The 20,056-nt window shown below is 67.4% G+C and carries 14 protein-coding genes; 5 read left to right on the forward strand and 9 right to left on the reverse strand.

Translation table 11 applies throughout. The features are described from left to right. Positions 1-47: 47 nt before the first annotated feature. Entirely contained in the window at positions 48-1,670 is a 1,623-nt protein-coding gene (locus tag WMF29_RS24895; RefSeq protein ID WP_437322637.1) for a non-reducing end alpha-L-arabinofuranosidase family hydrolase, read from the forward strand. 284 nt (positions 1,671-1,954) lie between these two features. Here WMF29_RS24895 and WMF29_RS24900 read toward each other — a convergent pair whose 3' ends face one another. The 3 genes from WMF29_RS24900 to WMF29_RS24910 all read right to left on the reverse strand — a co-directional run bounded on the left by WMF29_RS24900 (position 1,955) and on the right by WMF29_RS24910 (position 6,157). Then, entirely contained in the window at positions 1,955-2,875 is a 921-nt protein-coding gene (locus WMF29_RS24900) for a hypothetical protein (RefSeq protein WP_437322638.1), read from the reverse strand. Between the two features lie 97 nt (positions 2,876-2,972). Continuing rightward, positions 2,973-4,334, reverse strand: coding sequence for a DUF1552 domain-containing protein (locus tag WMF29_RS24905; RefSeq protein WP_437322639.1), 1,362 nt, complete (start codon positions 4,332-4,334; stop codon positions 2,973-2,975). A 29-nt stretch (positions 4,335-4,363) separates the two neighbouring features. Next, positions 4,364-6,157, reverse strand: a complete 1,794-nt coding sequence (locus WMF29_RS24910) for a DUF1592 domain-containing protein (RefSeq protein WP_437322640.1) — start codon at positions 6,155-6,157, stop codon at positions 4,364-4,366. Between the two features lie 746 nt (positions 6,158-6,903). Between WMF29_RS24910 and WMF29_RS24915 the strand changes: the two genes are divergently transcribed. Then, positions 6,904-7,140: a hypothetical protein gene (locus WMF29_RS24915; protein WP_437322641.1), complete on the forward strand. Its 237-nt coding sequence runs from the start codon at positions 6,904-6,906 to the stop codon at positions 7,138-7,140. 166 nt (positions 7,141-7,306) lie between these two features. Further along, positions 7,307-8,347, forward strand: coding sequence for a Gfo/Idh/MocA family protein (locus tag WMF29_RS24920; RefSeq protein WP_437322642.1), 1,041 nt, complete (start codon positions 7,307-7,309; stop codon positions 8,345-8,347). 271 nt (positions 8,348-8,618) lie between these two features. Here WMF29_RS24920 and WMF29_RS24925 read toward each other — a convergent pair whose 3' ends face one another. The 3 genes from WMF29_RS24925 to WMF29_RS24935 all read right to left on the reverse strand — a co-directional run bounded on the left by WMF29_RS24925 (position 8,619) and on the right by WMF29_RS24935 (position 12,900). Further along, on the reverse strand, positions 8,619-9,800 hold the full coding sequence (locus WMF29_RS24925) for a family 16 glycosylhydrolase (RefSeq protein ID WP_437322643.1): 1,182 nt from the start codon (positions 9,798-9,800) through the stop codon (positions 8,619-8,621). Between the two features lie 30 nt (positions 9,801-9,830). Then, positions 9,831-11,600, reverse strand: a complete 1,770-nt coding sequence (locus tag WMF29_RS24930; protein ID WP_437322644.1) for a glycoside hydrolase family 43 protein — start codon at positions 11,598-11,600, stop codon at positions 9,831-9,833. Between the two features lie 382 nt (positions 11,601-11,982). Continuing rightward, positions 11,983-12,900: an endo-1,4-beta-xylanase gene (locus tag WMF29_RS24935; RefSeq protein ID WP_272093513.1), complete on the reverse strand. Its 918-nt coding sequence runs from the start codon at positions 12,898-12,900 to the stop codon at positions 11,983-11,985. Here WMF29_RS24935 and WMF29_RS24940 point away from each other — a divergent pair. Then, the gene (locus tag WMF29_RS24940; RefSeq protein ID WP_437322645.1) at positions 12,869-13,225 is read left to right on the forward strand and encodes a hypothetical protein; all 357 of its coding nucleotides are present in this window, start codon (positions 12,869-12,871) and stop codon (positions 13,223-13,225) included. The two genes, WMF29_RS24935 and WMF29_RS24940, sit on opposite strands and share 32 nt — an antisense overlap. Before the next feature lie 73 nt (positions 13,226-13,298). Here the strand turns inward: WMF29_RS24940 and WMF29_RS24945 are convergent, their stop codons facing one another. The 3 genes from WMF29_RS24945 to WMF29_RS24955 form a co-directional block, all read right to left on the reverse strand. Next, positions 13,299-14,675, reverse strand: coding sequence for a DUF1552 domain-containing protein (locus WMF29_RS24945; protein WP_437322646.1), 1,377 nt, complete (start codon positions 14,673-14,675; stop codon positions 13,299-13,301). Next, complete coding sequence (locus WMF29_RS24950; RefSeq protein ID WP_437322647.1) at positions 14,672-16,354, reverse strand: DUF1592 domain-containing protein; 1,683 nt, start codon at positions 16,352-16,354, stop codon at positions 14,672-14,674. Before WMF29_RS24950 ends, WMF29_RS24945 begins: the two co-directional genes overlap by 4 nt. A gap of 574 nt (positions 16,355-16,928) precedes the next feature. Then, on the reverse strand, positions 16,929-18,071 hold the full coding sequence (locus WMF29_RS24955) for a hypothetical protein (protein ID WP_437322648.1): 1,143 nt from the start codon (positions 18,069-18,071) through the stop codon (positions 16,929-16,931). A gap of 1,158 nt (positions 18,072-19,229) precedes the next feature. On the opposite strand from WMF29_RS24955, the gene WMF29_RS24960 reads away from it, so the two are divergent. Next, positions 19,230-20,015, forward strand: coding sequence for an alpha/beta hydrolase family esterase (locus WMF29_RS24960; RefSeq protein ID WP_437322649.1), 786 nt, complete (start codon positions 19,230-19,232; stop codon positions 20,013-20,015). Positions 20,016-20,056: the final 41 nt, after the last annotated feature.

The raw sequence follows: 20,056 nt of genomic DNA on the forward strand, positions 1-20,056 counted from the left end.
TTCCAATGTGCCTTACCTACCGCTTCGTATACCTTTGAACAGAGGGGATGATGATGAGAATCCGATTCAGGCGATGGCCGCTGCTCGCGACGTTCGCCGCCACGGCTGCGTGCGTCTCCGCCGAGCAGCTCGATGAAGACGGTCACGAGTTCGATGCGCTGGCCGAAGGCGTCACCATCGATACCGCGGCGACCTACACGATCGCCGGCGTCCAGAGTGGAAAATGCGTCGAAGTGGCTGGAGGCAGCACCGCTGATGCAGCGGCCCTGCAGATCGCCAGCTGCAACGGCTCGACGCGCCAACAGTTCCGCATGGAATCGGCAGGCGGCGGCTACTATCGCATCCGCAACGTCAACAGCAACCGTTGCATGGACGTCGCCGGCGCCTCCGCCAGCGACGGCGCCCGCATCCAGCAATACTCCTGCTGGACGGGGGAAAACCAGCAGTGGTCGTTCACCGACGTCTCCAGCGGCGTCGTGCGCCTCACCGCACGCAACAGCGGCAAGTCCCTGGACGTCTACGGACGCGGCACCGCCGACGGCACCTCCTTGGTTCAATGGGCGTCGAACGGCGGGACCAACCAGCAGTTCCGGATCACACCCGTGAGCTCGGGCAGCAGCAGCGGCACCGGCGGCACCGGCGGCACCGGCGGCACCGGCGGCAGCGGGGGCGCCGGCGGCAGCGGCGGAGCCGGAGGCAGCGGCGGAACCGGCGGCGGCGAAGGTTGCGGCTTGCCCACCACCTTCCGCTGGCAGTCGAGCGGCATGCTGGTAAGCCCGAAGTCCGACTCGACTCACAATATCGTGTCCATCAAAGATCCGACGGTCTCCTTCTTCAACGACCGATGGCACATCTACGCCACCACGGCGAACACCGCCGGGAACTGGCAGATGACTTACCTGAACTTCACCGATTGGTCTCAGGCCGCGTCCGCGCCGCAATACTACATGGATCGCACGCCCGGCTTCAGCGGCTATCGGTGCGCGCCGCAGATGTTCTTCTTCAGGCCTCAGAACAAGTGGTACCTCATCTATCAATCGCAGCCGCCGCAGTTCTCCACGACCAGCGACCCGAGCCGCCCGGAGACCTGGACCAGACCCCAGAACTTCTTCGCGTCCACGCCCGCTGGCATGCCCAGCCTGCCCATCGATTACTGGGCGATCTGCGACAGCGCCAATTGTTACCTCTTCTTCACCGGCGACGACGGTCGGATGTACCGCAGCCAGACCACCCTGCAGAACTTTCCGAACGGGTTCGGCCCGGTCTCCGTCGCCCTTCAGGACTCGAATCGTAACAATCTGTTCGAGGGGAGCTCCACGTACAAGATCAAGGGCATGAACAAGTACTTGACCGTGATCGAGGCCATCGGCCCGACGGGCGCCAGGTTCTATCGCTCGTTCACCGCGGATCGCCTCGACGGCGCGTGGACCCCGCTCGCGCATACCTGGAACGCGCCGTTCGCAGGTCAAAACAACGTGACCTACGCGTCAGGCGTGGCTGACTGGAGCGACGACGTCAGCCATGGCGAGCTGGTGCGCGATAGCAACGACGAAACCGCGACGCTCGACACCTGCAATCTGCAGTTCCTGTATCAAGGACGCAACCCGAGCTCGGGCGGCGAATACTCGCAGCTCCCGTACCGCCTCGGCCTGTTGAAGGCAGTTCGCTAGCGGGCCGAACCTGTTGGAGTTCATCGAGCTCCAACAGGTTGCTCCGCCTCCTCGATCCGCTTGCTGGGCCGCCTCGAGGCTCTGGCTCGCCGCTGCGCGCCGGGCGTCGAACAGGTCTCTCCTGGCGCCCATGGTGCGCGCGGTGCCCTCTCCGCGACGCGGTGTGGGCGAGCGCGTGCTCAACAGCTGTCCGCGGCCGGAGCACGGCGCGTCCAGGGCCGCACTGCACCTCCGGACGCGGACGAGATCATGGGCCGAGCGAGGCCGTCGGGCCCCGGCGCGCCCTACTTGCTCACCGACACCACGTCCAGGCGCAGCATCTGGCCGGTGGTCGGCGCCGTGTCGTACGGCGGCAGCCCCTCGAAATAGTCCTTGGTCCAGTTGGCGATCTGGCGCTCGTTGCCGTCGTTCATCACCACCTTGACCATGGCGCCGCCGTTGACCTGGATCGTCGCCTCGTAGTCCTCCTTGTGAATGTCGTGAGCGCGGTACTGATAATTGTTCAGCCAGTACGTCTGGCGCGGCTCGCTCACCTCGATCGAATATTGCTGGTAGTTGATGGAGTCGTTGGGGCCGACGCTGCCGCCGATCATGAACGGCTTCATGGGCATCTCGCCCCCCTCGATGTCCGTCGGCTCCCAGATCCCGCGCACCCGCAGCTTGACCGAGTACGTCGTGCCCGGATCGCCGCCGAAGATCACCTGCTTCTCGATGCGCTGGGTGTTGGGCGGATGATTGCACGTCGCCATGGAGGCCAGCGGCAAGGGCGTCGACGGGGCGCACGGGGCATCGACGAACAGCTTGTCCAACCCGCTCGCATAACTTGCGAGATCCGGAGCGGCGTCGCCGCCACCCGAGCCACCGCCGCCGCCCGAGCCGCCGCCCGAGTCGCCGCCGCCCGAGCCACCGCTGCCGCCGGAGCCGCCGTCGCCACCCGAGCCACCGCCGCCGCCCGAGCCCGACGCGGCGTCATGCGTACCGGAATCGCCCGGCGCTGCTCCCCCGGTTCCCCCGGCTCCCCCCGCGCCGCCCGTCTCGGTGCTGCTGCATCCGGCGACCGTAAGCAGCAGCGCAAGCAGAGCCATCGCCGGCGTTGCGCAGATACTCCGCATCCCCACGGTATCGGGGCTCGGACCGGGGTCATCGATGGCGGTGCGGTTCGCGCAGACGAGCCGCGCTGTAGCGAACGATGAAATCGAGTTCATAGAACCAGTATCCTACGTTGGGGATGATAACGTTGGGGACGATACGGTAGCGCGGGCAGGTCGGCGAGCGCCTCTTCCAGGCGCCGCGACGCCGCGCTCAGACCTGGATGCCCGCGAGCGGCGACGTGACCCGCCCCGCGTCGATGCCGATCTCTGTCACGTTCACGCCCATGACCTGGGCGACCGTCAGGAGCGCCTTGCTCAGGTTGTCGCCGGGGAAGTTGCGATGCTCGTCGCCGCGCAGCCGCCCTCCGGCTTTCCCCGCGAAGAGCACCGGCCATTCCGTCCTCGTGTGCACCTTGCCCCACGCGGTGTCGGACGTGACGTACACGAGCGAGCTGTCGAGCAGGTTCGAGCTGCCGTGCGGCGTGTTCTTGAGCTTCGTCAAGAACTCGTTCAGGCAGCGCATCGTGTAGATCACGCCCTTGTCGACGCGAGGCTGACTCGATTGGTCCCCGGCATCTCCGTGGCAGATGGTGTCGTGGAAGTCGTCGTTCATGTCCTGCGCGAGGTGCCGGTAGTAGACGTGCGCGGCGGGCAGCGAGAACATGAACGAGAGCACGCGGGTCCTCTCGCACGCGAGCGCGAGCGCCGAGAGCTCGACCATGGCGGCGTTCACCGCAGGGGGCGCCTCGCTCTGCGAATCCTTGCCGACGGTGGGGGCCGTCGGGCTCTTGCACGCTGCCGTCGGATCGCCGCCGGACGGCATGGTCTCGAGGCGCTGCTCGATGGCGCGGATCGACTCGAGGTGCTCCTCGATACGACGCCTGTCGGCCGCCCCGAGCCGCTGCTTCAGGCTCGCGCCGTCCTGCAGGATGGAGTCGAGCACGCTCTTCCGGACGTTCGCGATCTTCGTGGCCTGAGCCGCGCCGTCATCGCTGGGCTCGGGCAAGCCGCTCATGAACAATCGATTGAACACGGCCTTCGGATCGAACTCCGGGTTGTTGCGCGCGTTCGGCCCCTTGTGCGAGACGGTATGCAGCGAGTCCTGAGGGCCGCCCGGCGTCGCCGGCGTCAATCCCAGCTCGAGGGAGCGGTACGGCGCCCCGGCCGAGATGGCGTTCGCGACGACCTGGTCGATGGACGCGGCCCGCACGGCGTTCCCGCTGAGCGGCGCGCCGGTCGTGGCCCCCGCCGACCCCGTGGGGTGCTCGACGCCGGATACCACGAGCTTGTTCTCGAGGCCGCTGATCACCGTGAGGTACGACTTGAGGTCCGCGAGGGGCTGGAGCTCGGGGCTGAGATCCCAGGCCTGACCGGAGCCCGTGCGCGTCGGCTTCCAGCGGCCGGGAAGCGTGCCGTTCCCGAAGAACCACGTGACGTAGAGCGGCGAGACCGGGGTCTTCGTCTGAGCGAGCGCCGTGCCGCTCTCGTTCAGCATGATCTCGAGCAGGGGGAGCGGGATCGTGACGGCGGCGCCCGTCGCCAGAATGCCCCGGAGAACAGTTCGTCGGTTCAAGGCTTTGTTCGTCATTGGGGTACCTGCGATCAGGGTTGGGGGGCGACGGACGAGAAAGCGTCGTTGGTCACGACGTCGAGGACCAGCTCGCGCAGCTTGTACCCCGACCCTTCGAACGAGGCGGTCAGCGCGTTCAGCACGCTCGCGTCCACCTTCCTCTCCTCGTGACCCGCTGCATACGTGTAGTACTTGCGGACGAGGCATTCCGCGACCGAGGCGTCCGCGCTGAGGGTCAGGCCGAGCGCGCGCGCGTCGGCCACCGGTTGCCCGTCGAACTCGCCGCTCGGGTCGATCGGCAGGCCGTGGTCGGTGGTGCGGAAGCGGCCGATCGCGTCGAAGGTCTCGAGCGGCAGACCCAGCGGGTCCATGTACGAGTGGCAGCCGGCGCAGGCGGGCTTGGTCCGGTGGTTCTCGAGCCGCTGACGCTTCGTGAGGGGCTTGTCCGCAGGCGGCTCCGGGAGCTCGAGAGCGACGTCGCCGGGCGGCGGCGGGATGGGCGTGCACATGAGGGCGTCGCGCATGAACTTGCCGCGCAAGGTGGGAGAGCCCTCCTTCTGGTTCGCGAACTGCGAGAGGAAGCCCGCTTTGCTGAGGATCCCGATGCGCGGGCCGTCCGCGGGCAACGAGCGGATCTCGAAGGCGCCCGAGCCGAGGCCGGCGGTGTCGAGACCGTAGAGCTGGGCGAGGTCGCTGTTGACGACGACCTTCGTGGTCGCGAACAGGTCGAGCGCGCTCGCTTGATCGTCGAACGCGAGGACCTCCCAGGTGCCTCGCATGTCGCGGACCATCGCCGCTTGCAGCGCCGGGTTGTACTCCGGAAAGAGCCCCGAGTCCTTTGCCTGGGTGCCGATCCGATCGAGCCGCATGTACTCCTCGGCGAAGGCGCCGACCGCCTCGCGCCCGGCGGGCGTCTCGAGCAGCCGCGTCGCCGCCGCGCGGATCCCCTCCACCGTTCCGAGCGCCCCGCTCGCGGCCTCGTCGAGCAGCTCCTGGTCCGGCAGGCTGTTCCACAACAGGAACGCGAGCCGGGACGCCATCTCGTAGCCCGTCAAGCGAAGCGACCCGTCGGCGCTCGGCGCCCCGAGCTCCGGGCGATACAGGAAGTTCGGAGAGGTGAAGAGGGCCACGGTCGCCCAGCGGGCCCCCTCGACGGCGCTCTCGAGCTCGGTCGCGGCCTTCGCGGCGACGGCCGCGAGCCGGTCGAGCTCGGCGGTCTCGAGCGGGCGCCGCCACGCTCGAAGCCCCTGCGTCTGGAGGAAGCCACGCACGCAAGCGTCGTTCTCCGCGCCGCTGGGCGCGCAGCCGATGAACTGGTCCCGCTTCGCGCGATCCGCGAACACCGCGTCGACGGCGCTCTCGATGGCCGCGTGGTACTGCTCGACGCCTCGCTCCGAGGTCACGACGGTCGATGCGCCGATGACCGCAAAATTCCCGTTCCAGCTGTCGGCGTCGAGCTGATTGATATCGACCTCGACGCCCAGCATGTCGCGCACGGCGTTGCGGAACTGCGTTCTCGTCAAACGGCGCAACATCCCGGCCGCGGGCTGGAACGGCGGCGGGTCCGAGTCCGGCGACGTTCCATCTCCCCCGCTGGAGGATGCCCCAGCGCCCTCCGTCGGGTCACCCAGCGCGCCCGTGCACGCGGCCGCGAACGCGAGCGCGCAAACGGCGGCGATCTCTTTTGAGGAACGGAGCTCGTGCCACGACGGCTTCTTCATCTTGCTCTCCGATAATGCAAGGGGATGACGACGCGCGGTAACCCACATCTCGCGACCATGCCCCGGAGCAGGTGCTCGCATCGCCGAGCCAAGCTCGCCCGGCATGACGGAACCTGGAGCACCTGATACCGGACCGGGCCGCTGTGATGACACTGCTGCGCCCGAGGAGGGGCTGAGGCATGGCCCGCCACAACCCAGGTTACGCCGCCCCCGAAGTTGCCATCCGGCCGCCTCGCCGGGCTCCCGAGAAAATTCCAGCTGACAGCACCTAGGGCATCACGACAGCCGTCGAATCAGCAAAGCTTGTCGTGGCCTCTGGTGAATCGCCTCTGGCGAAACGCCAAGCACCATCGATCGGCAATCGCTTCCGCGACGGCCGAACGAATGGAATCGACACCGGAACCGATCAGAAGACGAAGGTCTCGGCGCGCATGACGCCCACCGAGGGCGAAGCAAAAGGATACCCCTGAGCCGAATGTGAACGATCACATTTCAGGAGTCAACGCCAATCGACCGGCACGCGGGCCCCCTCATCCCGAGCTGGGACGACGCTGGCGGGGCCCTCCAGAGCCGCACGCATCCTGGTCGAGGCCGAGCCGGTGCTGCGCAACGGCACCATCCAGGCTCCGTGAAACCTACAGCCTCGCAGAAGCCAGGCTCGTAGGACAGCTCACGCGTGGCGGCGGCCGGCCACCGCCACGCGTCGCCGCCCGCGTCGCTCGAGGCCGAGCGAGGCTGCGCGTCGGTCAATTTTTGATTGACCCCGCCATGTGAACGATCACAATCTGTGTCCGAGCTGCGATCATGCGGCCGAGCTTGCCCCCTCCCTGACCAGGAGACGTCGGATGTGGATGAGCGTGAAGCTGATGGGTGCCGTGATGGTGAGCGTCGGCACTGGCTTTGCATGCGGGTTTGCAGGCGGCTTTGCGGGCGCAGCGTGGGCCGCGGGCGGGACGGCGGACGTCCCTGCATCGGTTGCCGACGGGAAGGATTTCGGCTGCGGCGCCAAAGGACAGCAAACCTGTCCGATGCAGGGGCTGGATCAAGGCGGTTCTGTACAAGGCAGAGTACGCCGCGAAACACGGTGACACCCCCTCCGAGGCGCCGCACCCTCCTCTCGCCCTCTCCGCTCCTCGCGCGGGGCGCGCGCGCTCCTTCCAGCGTCGAGGCCCTGGCCCTACCCGTCGGGTCGATTCACGTCGAGCGTTTATAGACGCGCCGTCGGCCACCCGCGTCGCGCGCTGCAAGGTGCCCATGTCCACATCTGCACAAGATCCGAAGTCGAGCGAATCCATCACCCCCGTGCGCTGGGGCGTCCTCGGGGCGAGCAACTTCGCGTTGAAGGTCAGCCTGCCCAGCATGAAGCGGGGGCCCCTGACCGAGATCGCCGCGCTGGCATCGCGCGACATCGACAAGGCGCGCGCCGCCGCGCAGTCTCTCGGGATCCCGAAGGCGTACGGCAGCTACGATGAGCTGCTCGACGATCCGGAGATCGAGGCCGTCTACAACCCGCTGCCCAACCACCTGCACGTGAAGTGGTCGGCGCGCGCCGCCCGCGCCGGCAAGCACGTCCTGTGCGAGAAGCCGATAGCGCTCAGCGCCAAGGACGCCGCGGCGCTGGTCGACGTGCAGCACGAGACGGGCAAGCGGATCGCCGAAGCGTTCATGATCCGCTACCACCCGCAGTGGCAGCAAGCCAGGGAGTGGGTGCGAAGCGGCCGGATCGGCGAGCTGGTCAGCGTCCAGGCGGCGTTCTCGTATTTCAACCGCGACGCCACCAACATCCGCAACAGGGAACAAGTCGGGGGCGGCGCGCTCTACGACATCGGCTGCTATGCGGTGAACACGTCGCGCTTGCTGTTCGGGCGCGAGCCCCTGCGGGCGATGGTGCTCGTCGAGCGCGATCCCGAGTTCGGCACCGATCGCTTGACCTCGGGCCTGCTCGACTACGGCGGCGCGCACCTGACCTTCACGTGCAGCACGCAGGCGGTGGCCTACCAGCGCGTGAACGCGCTCGGGACCAAGGGTCGCATCGAGATCGAGATCCCGTTCAACGCCCCCGCCGACCAGCCGTGCAAGATCTTCCTCGATGACGGCTCGACGCTGAACTGCAGCTCGGCCAAGGTCACCTCGTTCCCCGTCGTCGACCAGTACCACCTGCAGAGCGAGGCGTTCTCGCGCGCCATCCGCACGGGCGGCCCCGTCGAGAATTCGATCGAGGTCGCGGTCGGCAACATGCGGGTCATCGACGCGCTCTTCCGTTCCGCCGAGAGCAGGCGCTGGGAGAAGATCTAGCTCCGTGCGCCAGAGGTCCCGCCAGGGATCCGGAGAGAGATTTCAACGCAAAGTCGCAAAGTCGCAAAGTCGCAAAAAAAAGAATAGATTTGTGTTTTCTTGCGTCTTTGCGCTCTTGGCGCCTTTGCGTCAAAATCTCCCTTCATTTGCGAGGCAGATCCCTGGCGGGATTCATGACACGCGGAACTAGCCGCACCCCGCGGCGCCCGGTGTCGTCACGGTCGCGGCGGCGAGCCCCCCGCCCCGCGGCGCCTTCGAGCGTCTTGCGAGGTCAGCCGCGGGGCCGGCGCCGTCGCATCGCCAGGGCGGAGAGCCCCAGGGCGAGCGCTGCGGCCCACGAGCTCGTCGTGGCGCTGGCTCCGGCGACGACGCACCCGCAGCCTCCGTCGGAGGACTCGTCGTCCGGCATCGTTCCGTCGCTCCCACCTCCCTCGCCCGTCGCGCCGGCGCCCACGGAGGCGCTGGCCCCCGTCGTGGCCCCGACCTCGCCGCTGGCGGAGGAGCTGGCCGCCGTCGCGGCCCCACCCTCGCCGCTGCCGGAGGAGCTCGCCGTCGTCGCGGCCCCGCCCTCGCCGCTGCCGGAGGAGCTCGCCGTCGCCTCCGCCCCGCCCGCGCCGCTGCTGGAGGAGCTGGCTGTCGCCCCCGCCCCGCCCGCGCCCGCGCCCGTCCCGGTGTCCTCATCGCGGGGCACAGCTCCGGTGAACCCGGTCTGCCCCTCCCGCGTCAGCGACAGCACCAGCGTGCCGTCCTTCACCGTCACGTTCTGCGGGTCGAAGTCCACGCGGTTCCCGTCGAACGTCCAGTCCCCTTTGCTCCATCGCGTGCTGTCCAGGGAGTTGAAGTCGTCCTGCCACGCGAGCTCGAAGTTCCCGTTGTTGTAACGATAGTACTTGATCCAGTTGACGAACTGGTGCTGCGGGAGGGCGGAATCGTCGAACGCTCCGACCCATTCGGTGGCGTCGGAGGACCACGTGTTGAAGCGAAAAGACTGGGGATTCTTCAGGGAGGTCACCTGCGCCCCCGTCGTTCTCTTGATCTCTCGCCCGTCGATGCTCCACGCCACGTAGTCCGGCGTCCACTCCAGCGCGTAGGTGTGATAGGCGTCCGCGAGGGAGACGCCCGCGTTGTGCACCGCCTCCGACGTCACCTTCGTGCCCATCCCGGTGATGATGTTCGACTGCCAGCTCCGGGCGTTGTCCTTCCCGAAGACCTCGATGTCGATCTCCTCCCAGAACGCGCCGGACATCTCGGAGCCGTTCTTGTAGGTGAAGAAGGTCGACAGGATGCCGCTCCCGCGCGACATGCGCATGCGCATCTCGATGCGACCCTGAAGATAGCTCTGGGACGAGTAAACCTCTGCGCCCTTGTAGGGCTTCGCGGCCGCGGTCGAGCTGAAAGCGAGCGCCAGCGAGGCGGCTGCGAGCATTGAACCTGAGCGAACTCTCGAGAACATGATCAAACCTCCAATGATTGCACCAGACCGTCAATTCGCGGCGGCCCCGCTCCGCCCGGCGCCTCGGGCACGACGCCGCCGCGCGGCGACCGCGCCCAGCGCGATCAAGGCTGCGAGAGCGCCCGCGGGGGAGCTGGGCCCGGATTGGACCCGGAAGGCGCACCCGCCCTCGTCGCCGCTGGCGCCGCCAGCGGTCGTACCGCCAGCGCCGCCCGTGCCGCTCCCCGCCGTTGCTCCGCTGCCCGCCGTCGCTCCGCTGCCCGCCGTGGCTCCGCTGCCGGTGGTCGCTGCGCTGCCGCTGCTCACACCCCCGCCCGCTCCGCCGCTGCCGGTCGCTCCGCCTTCACCCACGTCCGGAGCGCCCCCGGCGCCAGCGCCACCGGCGCCCGTCGGATCGGGATCCGGGGCGTCGAGCGGAGTGAATTTCCACCAGTTGACGTTGAACAGGAAACCGCTCCCACCGGTGAACTTCAGGAACAGATCGTGTATCCCTGTCGCGCCGTCGACCGCACAGGACGTGGTGACCCAGGTCTGCCAGCCGCCGGTACCCTCGACCATGCAGGTCCCCACCAGCGTGCCGGTCGCGCTGTCGAGGCGCAGCTCGATGCTGCCGCCAGCGTTCGCCGAGGCCACCCTCGCGTCGAAGGACACCGCGCCGGTGCCAAAATCGACGCCCTTCACCTTGATGTAGTCGCCGTTTTCAATCGACCCGACGTTCATTCCCCCCTCGCCGCATACCTCGGTCTCCACGCCGGATTCCCAGGCGATGGTCTCCGCTTCCGTCATGACATACGGATTCAGGTTGCCGACGCCGGGCGGGCCCTCCTTGCTCATCTTGATCGTCGGGAATGTGCCGTCGGCGTTGAACGTGAACCGCTCGACGGCGGCCGAGCGGTGATACCCGCCACCGCCCGGCAAGGCGCCGTTGTGATAGAAGAAGTAGGAGCTCCCCTTGAAGTCGATGACGCCCGCGTGGTTGGTGAAGCTGCTGCCCTCCGTGGGCATGATGACCCCCCGGTAAGTCCATGGGCCGGTGGGCTTGCTGCTCGTCGAGTAGGCGATGTACTCCGAGATAGGGCCCCCCGCGTACACCAGGTAGTACAGCCCATCGCGCTTGTAGAGCCACGGACCTTCTTCGTACTTGGTCTTGTGGCGACCATCGTCATTCCCGGTGCGCTGCCCGAAGCTCTCCGCCGTCATGGGCACGCGCACGACGTCTCCCTGGTAGGAGATCATGTCTTCGTTCAGCTTCACGTAGCACACGCTCGGGTTTCCCCAGTACAGATAAGCCTGGCCGTCGTCGTCGATGAACGGCGTCGGATCGATGTCTCCGCAATCGGCCGTGATCAACGGCTTTCCCAGGGCGTCTTTGAACGGGCCGGTGGGACTGTCGGACACGGCCACGCCGATGGTCATCCTGTTCAGCGAGCGGCTCGTGACAGGAACGTAATAGTAGAACTTCCCGTTCCTGTGGATGGCCTGGCCTGCCCACGCGTCTCCCTTTGCCCAGCTGAAATCGCTGAATTTCAGCGGCGACCCGTGATCGGTCCAGTTCACCATATCCTTGGAGGAATACACCCTCCATTCGTTCATCCCGAACCAGTCCGTGGCGCTGTCTTCGTCGTGCCCGGTGTAGAGGTACACCGTGTCACCGTGGACCATGGGAGCCGGATCCGCGGTATAATTGGTCTGTACGACGGGATTGTCTGCCAGGGAGACGGACGGAAGCGCGGTCGCGCCGCAAAGCAACAACGCCGCCCCGAAGAGCTTACGTTGGAAGGGTATCGTGTTCGTTGCCATTCTTGAATCCTTGCTGCTCTCCTGAAGGATGTCAGGCACTGCCGATGTCGTGGGTCGCTCGGTTCATGGCGCCCCGGCGCCTCTCGCCGAGTGGTTCGTCGTAGAGACAGCCGGCTGGGCGAGCTGGCAGCGATCGTCTCCCGCGGAAGGTGAACATCGGCGGCAGACGACGCTCCAGCTCTCCAGCCCGGCTACTCTCCGACGACGCGCACCGAGCGCCGTCGTTGAACCCTCAGCTCAGAACTGCGTAAGGAAATCCCAGACGTCGTGAGGATTCCAGGTCATGATCGCGAAGATCCGCGATTTGCCGACGCACAGGCTGGCGTCGGCCTGCTTGATGTGCGTTGTACGAGCGGGGATCAACGCTCGAGCGTGACATCAATCACCCGCGATCCAGGAAGTCCATCAGCCACTGCATGGCCGGCCGCATCCTGCCGTCGTCATACTGGATGCCGGTGTTGTCCCGCCAGGTGGTGCCGACGATGTAACCCCACAGGGTGATGCCCTGGACCGAGGGGTGGTTCCAGTACATCGTGAACTGCTCCTCCATGATCTGCTTCTGCCTGTTGTCGTTCGCCTCGCCGATGTCGTACTCGGTGATGTACACAGGCTTGCCCAGCGAGGCGAGCTGGTCGATGAAGCCCTTGACGGTGTTGGTGTTGATCTTGTACGCGTCGTGGGCCTGCGCGCCGATGGCGTCGACCGGGGCGCCCGCTGCGATGACCGCCCTCGCGATCTTCATGAAGTTGTTGTGGTCGTTCTGATACTCGATGTTGTTGTAGTCGTTGAGGATCAGCTTCGCGTTCGGGCAGAACTCGCGGGCCCACTTGAAGGAGTTGACGATCCAGTCCCAGCCGCTGGCGCCGTCTCCGCCGATGCCGTTCTTGTAGGACGGCGTGGTGTGGGGCGGCGGCTCGTTGACCACGTCGATGTACTTCGTCTTGGGGTAGCGCTCGCAGAACGACTTCATCCAGTCCCGCACGGCCGCCTGCTGCTCGTTGCCGGGGAGGCTCCCGACCCAGCTGGGCTGCTGGGAGCCCCACACGAAGACGTGGTGCTTGAAGATGATGTTGTTGTCCTGCGCGTACTTGTAGATCCTGTCGAGCTTGCTCCAGTCCTTGTTCCCGCGGCTCTTCTCGACCTCGCCCCACTTCCCCTCGTTCTCAGGCGTGATCTGGTTCCAGTACTTCGCGAAGCCGTCGCGCACGGCGCCGCGCGTCGTGATGTTGCCGACGAACTTCCCCGTGGGCTCGGAGCCGCCGGCTCCGGTGGACGCGCTGGTCGACGCGCTGGTGGACACGCTGGTCGAGGCGTCCGCACCGCCGCCACCTTCGTTTGATCCGCCGGTGCTGGCGCTGGTCGTGGCGGTGCTCGTCGTGGCGCCGCTCGTCGTGGCGCCGCTCGTCGTGGCGCCGCTCGTCGTGGCGCCGCTCGTCGTGCCGTTGCTGGTCGTGCCGGCGCTGGTCGTGCTGCCAGCTCCTCCCGCGCCGCCCGTGCCATCGCCTTCGCCCGCATCGGAGCATCCAGCGAGAGTCGCGAGCCCGAGCGCGATCCACGTCGTACCGCGCAGCCATCGAGAAGAACGGTTCTTATTCATGTTGGATTTCCGCAAGTTGAACGATTGAAGATGGGGATGCTTTGAGCAGAGAGCCGACAGGCAGCGGCTCGAGCTCCGAAACGTCTCGATTCTTTGCTTCTTCAGGCGATGATCGGCTCGACGAGCCCGCCTTCGAGGCTCTCGTCGCCGAAGTCGTCGAGCGGGCCCCCCTGGCCGTTGGTGCACCCGACCGCCGCGCCGATCGTGTTGAGCAGCTTGTTGTTGGTGATCTTGACGTCGACGAACTGGCCGGTCTTCAGGTAGCCCGCGGCGCCGCCGGCGAGGATGTACGGGACCTTCCGGTACCCGTGGTACTTGTCGGCGTTGTCATTGAGCCACACCGCCACGCCGTGATCGAGGAGCGTCCCCGAGCCGAGCTCGTACGACGAGAGCCGATCGAGCAGGTACTTGAAGAGCCGCGCGTGGATCCGGTCGATCTGGTGGTGCAGCTCCTGAGCGCCCTCGATCGGCGGGCCCGAGGTGCCGTCGCTGTCGATGCGGTGGGAGATCTTGTGGTAGCTCTTCTGCCGGACGCCGTGGATCGTATACTCGGTCCCGTCGTTGCCGTCACCCACCTGGAGCGTCGCCACGCGCGTGACGCCGCACGCCATCGCGAGCGCGATGATGTCCATCTGCATCCGCGTGACGGCCTCCACGTTCTCGGATTTGCCGACGTTCGGCGAGATCGCCTCCATCTCGTCGACCTGCATCTCCGGGAGCTTGCACGCGAGCGCGACCTCGAGGTCGCGGATGCTGTCGAAGTGGAGCTGCAGCCGCTCGCGATCGCTCTTGCTGATGTCCTTCCGGCCCATGAGCGCCTTCATCTCCCCGCGCACCAGGTCGTTGACGCTGGTGCGGCGCTCGACCAGCGACTGCTGGACCTCGGTGTCCACGTCGGCGAGCCCGAAGAGCTTCTGGTACGCGTTGGCCGGGTTGCGCTCGGCGGCGCGCAGCTGCTTCGGCCCGCGGTACGAGAGCACCTCGTTGATGTACCCGGCCATCCTGCCCGCATAGAGCGTCAGCGGCTCGACGCCCGCCGGGTTGAGCTCGGTCGCGATGCGGTTGTCGATCGACTCGCCCATCGCCAGCGACTCGTTGCCCGCCGGCTGGTCCGACACGCGCGCGGCCGTGAGGCACTGGTTGCCGCCGCCGGAGTGGCCGCACCCGTTGCCCTTGAACGCGAAATCCACGCCGCGCAGCATGATGAGCTTGCTCGCGTGGTCCTTGAGCTCGCTGACAGCGCGGTCGCTGTCCCGCTCCATCGACGCGGCGGTCAACGCGCCCGTCTCGCTGGGCCAGAACATCTCGGGCTCGTCGTTCGTCGCCTGCGCCACGCCGTTCGCCTGGCGCATGAAGATCGCGAAGGGCGGCACGTCGCCCGTGCCGGCCGAAGCGCGCCGCGAGGCGAAGGTCTCCAGGAACGGGAGCGCGACCGTGACGCCAAAGAGGCCTCGAAGCACACGTCGTCGGGTGATCATGGCGCCTCCGCGGGAACGCGAGCGAGGAACGGAGTGGAGGAGACGATCTGGAGGAGGAGCTCCTTGGTCGCGGCGCCGCCGCGCGACGCCTCGCCGAGCTCCTTGACGAGCGCCCGGTCCTCCGCGCGCACGCCGCGGCCGTGGGAGAACTCGATCCAGCGCTGCGCGTAGCACGCGTGCGCCTCGCTGCTCTCGGCGAGGAGCTGGCTGAACTCGACCGCATCCGCGTAGCTCCTCGGCTGGCCGCCGAGCGTGTAGACGTCCGCGGAGTCGACGGGCGCGCCATTGTCGGTCGTGCGGTACTTGCCGATCGCGTCGTAATGCTCGAAGGCGAACCCGGCGGGGTTGATGAGCACCCCGTGGCACGACGCGCCGCACGTCCCCTTGCCCGTGTGCGCCTCGACGCGCTCGCGGTTGGTCGCGAGCTCGCCCGGCGGCAGCGAGGTCGCGTTGTCGGGCGGCGGCGGCAGCGCGGCGCAGAGGATCCTGAGGTTCACGAACACGCCGCGGTGGATCGAGTCCGGCTGCCGCGCCGTCGCCTTCGCCGCGAGGAAGCCGAGGCGCGTGAGCAGCCCCGAGCGCTCCGCCCCGTCGAGCTCCACCTGCTCGAACTCGTCCGAGAACTCGCCCTCGATGCCGTAGACGGCCGCGAGGTGGTCGTTCACGAACGCGGTGCGCGAGGTGAGCAGCTCGGTGAGGCCACCCTCCCTCTCGAAGACGACATGATCCACGAAGAGCTCTGCCTCGCGCTGCATGTCGTCGCCGATCTCGGGGACGAACTCGGGGTAGAGCGCCTGGTCCTTGTTGAGGTCGTGGTACTGCTCGTAATCGTAGAGCTGCCGGTGGAACGCGCGGACGACCTCGCGGGCGCGCGGATCCTCGAGCATCCCCCCGGCGTAGGCGCGGACGGCCTCGCGGGTCGAGAGCTCGCCCGCCTTCGCCGCCTCGAGGAGCTCGTCGGAGGGCATCGTGTTCCAGAAGAGGTACGAGAGCTTGGCCGCGATCTCATGGCCGCTCAGCGGGATGAGCCCGCCCCTCGCCGGCCCGGCGCCGCGCTCGACCCGGTAGACGAAATGGGGCGACTGCAGAAACGCCTCGAGCGCCGCGCGCACGCCGGCGGCGAACGGCTCCTCGCCCTCGAAGAGCTCCTTGCCGCGGTGGAACAGCGCGAGGTACGCACCCCGCTCGTCGTCCGTGATGGGGCGCCGGAAAGCCCGCTCGCCGAACCGCTCGACGAACGCCTGCGCCCGGGCCTCCGGCTCGGCCGGCAGGTCCGCGGGCACGAGCCTTCCGAGCTTGCCCTCGTCGGCGGTCACCATCGCCGCGAGCTCCTCCGCGGCGCGCTGGTAGTCGCTCCAGAGGCCGGGTGTCACCAGCAGCGCAGCCTCGTTGTTGTCGAACACGCCGCCGAGCGGATCGCTCGTGAAGGACGCCGAGAGACCGGGCCTGTCGTCGAGGCGCAGGAGGTCGCGCACCGTGTTCTCCCACTGCGCGTGGCTCAGCCGCGGGAACATGCTCCGCTCGGCGACCTGCGACGCCGCCGCGCCGCCCGGCGAGGGGCCGTCGCCCTCGTCCTGGGCGCCCAGGGAGCCCGTGCACCCCGCGAGCAGGAGCGCCGTACCGCACAGCGCCCGCCTCCAGCGTGACAGGAGGATCATCGAAAAAGACGGTCGGGTCATCCCTCTCTCCCTCTCCTGGTCAAGCGCTGGCGACCGAGCGGCCAGCTCAGCGTGGCTGTCAGTGCGCCTACCATCCAACGGAAATCGTCCTGTTCACTCCGTCATCGAGCGCGGGTCGATCTTGCCTGTTGCATGCGGTCCGCAACCGTTCAACGCTGGACGATTCAACCACGACGAGAACTCGTGAGCTGGCACACGAACCTGATCACGAGAGATCGCGCCGTCTCGAGGGGGCAGCCCGACAGCCGGCGACATGCGGTGCGCCGATCCGCCGCCCGCGGCGCGCCGCCGAGCGAACGGCACCGGCGCCAAGATCCATCGAAGGACGAAGGTCTCGGTCCGCACGACGACCCACCCAAGACGAAGGAAAAGGATACTGCTCCGGGGCAATGTGAGCGATCACATGATCGATGTCAAACCCAATCGACCCGCCCGCGGGTATCCTCAGGCCCGAGGTGAGGACGCTGGCACGGACGTTGGACCGTGAGAACTGGAACTTTCCGGCGGCGGCGCGCATGCGGAGAGCGCCGCCGCTTACTCCGAGCGACGTGAAGGCGCGCGAGGAGCGCGGAGGCTACTGACGGTCGAAGAAGTCGAAGACGTCGGGCAGCACGAGCGGAACCATCCCTGGATGGTCGGCGTCGACTTCCTTGTACGTGATCGTGTAACCGCCAGCCATCATCCAGTCGCGCAGCGCGTGGCTCCCTGTGAGGGAAGGCGTGCCGCGGGTCCCCTCCGTCACGAAGATGGGCACATTGCGCAGCCGGTCCCACGGATAGCCCGACTCCTGGACGAAGGGTCCGGACATGGGCGCCAGCGCCTTCCAGTAGTCGGCGTACTTCGCGCCGATGTACCAGGTGCCGCCGCTCCCCATCGAGTGTCCGGTGAGGAACATCGAGCTGCGATCGATCGGGTACTCGTGCAGCACCAGCTCCAGGACATTGATGACGTCCTTCTCGCTGAGCTCCTGGTCGCGTTCTCGCTCGGGCGTACGCATGGCCAGGAGCTTCTCCGCCTCCTCGGGCTGCCCGAACACGGCCGGCAGCCGCAGGAAGTTGCCGTAGGCGCCCTGATAGCCGAGCGGCGAGACCAGGAGCACGCCATGCTGGTCGGCCAGATTCACCATCTGCTTGTTGTTCTGATCCAGGTACGAGCTCTCGTCGTTCGAAGCGCCGTGCAAGAACATCACGAGGGGCAACTTCGACGTGCCGTCCCAGCGATTCGGGACGCAGACGCGGTAAGGAACGTCGGCGCCCGCCTCTGGAAAGCGGTACGTCCTGCGCTGGTCGCCTTTGGCGCGCCACTGCGGAGAGCTGGGATCGGCGACGGACTCGGCGAGCGCTCGCGCCTCGAGCACCTGAGTGCGCGGATCGAGCGTGGTCCCGAACGAGATGGTCACCGGCTCGAATTCGTCTGAACCGCCCGCCCCGCCCGCCCCGCCCGTCCCTGCGGCGCCGCCTTCGCCGCCGGCCGCCGTCGTCCCGCCGCTGGGCGCCTCGCCGCCCGTGCCGGCGCCCGCTTGGCCTCCCGCGCTGGCCGAGGCGTCCCCAGGAGCCCCCCCGCCGGGACCGCCAGAGGCGGCGTCCGGCGCGCTGGCGCCGCCGCCACCTTGGCCGGTGGAGGCGGCGCCGCTGCCGGCATCATCGCTCCCGCAAGCGGCGAGCGACAGCGCGCAACCGATGCAGGCCAGTGACGAAAGGAATCGACGTGTCGTCATGCTCACTCCGGGGACGAGATCAGCCCGTTCTGGGCGGGCTGCTCAGCGTTCGTGGTTCTCCGAGGCCTCTTGGCGCGCGACTCGATGGCTTGTTCACAGATCGCAGAAAAATGCACTGACACCAACCAAGTTCACGTCACGAGCGAGCTGCCGGCGCCCACAGAGCCCCGCAGCCCCCAGCGCGACGCCGTGAGCCAGGTTACTGGGCCACCGGTTCGCGCATAGGGGCCCGTGTGCCTGCTCAAATACGACGTCAGCAGTCTTGCGCGATCACGCGATGCGGAGCGCGGTGCGCGCGCAGGTCGCAGGTGAGGCCTCGCGCCCGGCGCGAAACGAGCGATGCCGCCGCGACCTCATCCTTCCTCGCGCCCGCGGCGACCGAGCGAAAAGAGCCAGTGCAGAGGCCCGATCCTGAGCCCGGGACGAATGGCACGTTCCGCAGTACGGCCAAGGCAAAACAGCAGGACCCCCGAGCGCGCACCGTGAACGATCACATTCTGGGCGTCAAACAAAATTGACGCCCTCCACTGGTCCGCGGCCGGTGCCCCCGCTTGACGCGCCGCTTCGTCGGAGGAGCCACGCCAGCCATGTCCTCCCTTGGGCTCGAGGATACCCGCGGTCCCGTCGACAGGAGTTGACATCGATGATGTGAACGATCACAATGAACACCTTGCCGCGAGCGCGGCGAGCGAAAATCCAGCGAGACGGCTTGTTTACATCAAAGTCGCGCAAGCTCGCTGAATCCTGGCTCTGCCGTCGGACTCGAATCCTTCAATCAACTGGAAACAACCTCACCCTGCGGGCGCGCCTCGTAGAACACCGCCGGTGAGGGAAAAATCGCGCCTGGGTATTCGAATGACGAACCAACCTACACTCGTTCGAGCCACATTGTTCGCAGCGCTGGCCGGCTCTTGCGCCCTCTCGGCTTGCGGAGGTAGCGTCGATGGCGGCGCGAGCTCGTCAGGCGACGACCCCAACCCCGGGACGGGCGGGGCCGCCGTCTCAGTCAGCAGCGGCAGCACCACGACCAGCGGCGGCACAACGACCAGCGGCGGCACAACGACCGGCGACGGCGGCGCGTCCGCGGGTGGAGCGGGCGGTGAAGGAGGAACGAGCGGAAGCGGTGGTTCGCCAGGAGCCGGTGGCTCGGGCGGATCGATGGGAGGCAAGGTGCCCCCGGAGCCGAGCACGGGTTGCGGCAAGGCCAATCCGCAGACGGGCAGCGCGCAGAGCCCGCTCACCGTGTCGGGTCACCAGTACTACGTGAAGCTGCCGACCGGCTACGACGCCAGCAAGCCGTACCCGGTGATGATCATGTTCAACCCGACGAACAACCCGATCAACTGGGCAGAGCAGAACGCGGGCTTCGAGGCGACCGGCCCCAAGGAAGCCTGGATCCGCGTCTACCCTCACCCGGCCAACCCCAGCTCGGGCTGGGGGGCGAACGACGTCGCATTCTTCCAGCCGCTCTACGATCAGATCACGGCCAACCTCTGCATCGACAAGGCCCGCGTGTTCGCGGCGGGCGAGAGCTCGGGCGGCGACTTCTCGAGCATCCTCGGCTGCGAGCACGCGGACAAGCTGCGCGCGATAGGCCCGTGCGCTACCAAGAACGTACAGCAGTATCCGCTCAACGCCGACACCCGAAAGTGTACCGGGCAGGTCACGGCGGTCGTCATCCACGGAAAGCGCGACTCGGTGGTCGGGACGGACAACGGCCCGAAGACGCGCGACTTCTACAACGATCTGAACCACTGCCAGGCGAGCACGACGCCGGTCGAGGGGTACACGGACGATCTCTCGAACTGCGTCATGGCTCAGGGCTGTGACGAGGGCTATCCGGTCTACTGGTGCCAGCACGGAGACCCGAATTACAGCAACACCAATCATGGCTGGCCCGCGTTCGCGCCCAAGTTCCTCTGGAGCCTGTTCTCGACCTATTGAGGACGTGATCGGCCCGGCGACGCCCGGCGCATGATGCCTGC

The organism is Sorangium sp. So ce381 (genome assembly GCF_051473845.1).
In the GTDB taxonomy this organism is placed as follows: Bacteria; Myxococcota_A; Polyangia; order Polyangiales; family Polyangiaceae; genus Sorangium; species Sorangium atrum.

Excerpts from the sequence above, each read along its gene's own strand:
- WMF29_RS24955 (WP_437322648.1), bottom strand. The coding sequence starts at position 18,071 with ATGACGACACGTCGATTCCTTTCGTCACTGGCCTGCATCGGTTGCGCG.
- WMF29_RS24925 (WP_437322643.1), bottom strand. The coding sequence starts at position 9,800 with ATGTTCTCGAGAGTTCGCTCAGGTTCAATGCTCGCAGCCGCCTCGCTG.
- WMF29_RS24945 (WP_437322646.1), bottom strand. The coding sequence starts at position 14,675 with ATGATCACCCGACGACGTGTGCTTCGAGGCCTCTTTGGCGTCACGGTC.
- WMF29_RS24900 (WP_437322638.1), bottom strand. The coding sequence starts at position 2,875 with ATGAACTCGATTTCATCGTTCGCTACAGCGCGGCTCGTCTGCGCGAAC.
- WMF29_RS24930 (WP_437322644.1), bottom strand. The coding sequence starts at position 11,600 with ATGGCAACGAACACGATACCCTTCCAACGTAAGCTCTTCGGGGCGGCG.
- WMF29_RS24920 (WP_437322642.1), top strand. The coding sequence starts at position 7,307 with ATGTCCACATCTGCACAAGATCCGAAGTCGAGCGAATCCATCACCCCC.
- WMF29_RS24950 (WP_437322647.1), bottom strand. The coding sequence starts at position 16,354 with ATGACCCGACCGTCTTTTTCGATGATCCTCCTGTCACGCTGGAGGCGG.
- WMF29_RS24915 (WP_437322641.1), top strand. The coding sequence starts at position 6,904 with ATGAGCGTGAAGCTGATGGGTGCCGTGATGGTGAGCGTCGGCACTGGC.
- WMF29_RS24960 (WP_437322649.1), top strand. The coding sequence starts at position 19,230 with ATGGGAGGCAAGGTGCCCCCGGAGCCGAGCACGGGTTGCGGCAAGGCC.
- WMF29_RS24895 (WP_437322637.1), top strand. The coding sequence starts at position 48 with ATGATGATGAGAATCCGATTCAGGCGATGGCCGCTGCTCGCGACGTTC.
- WMF29_RS24910 (WP_437322640.1), bottom strand. The coding sequence starts at position 6,157 with ATGCCGGGCGAGCTTGGCTCGGCGATGCGAGCACCTGCTCCGGGGCAT.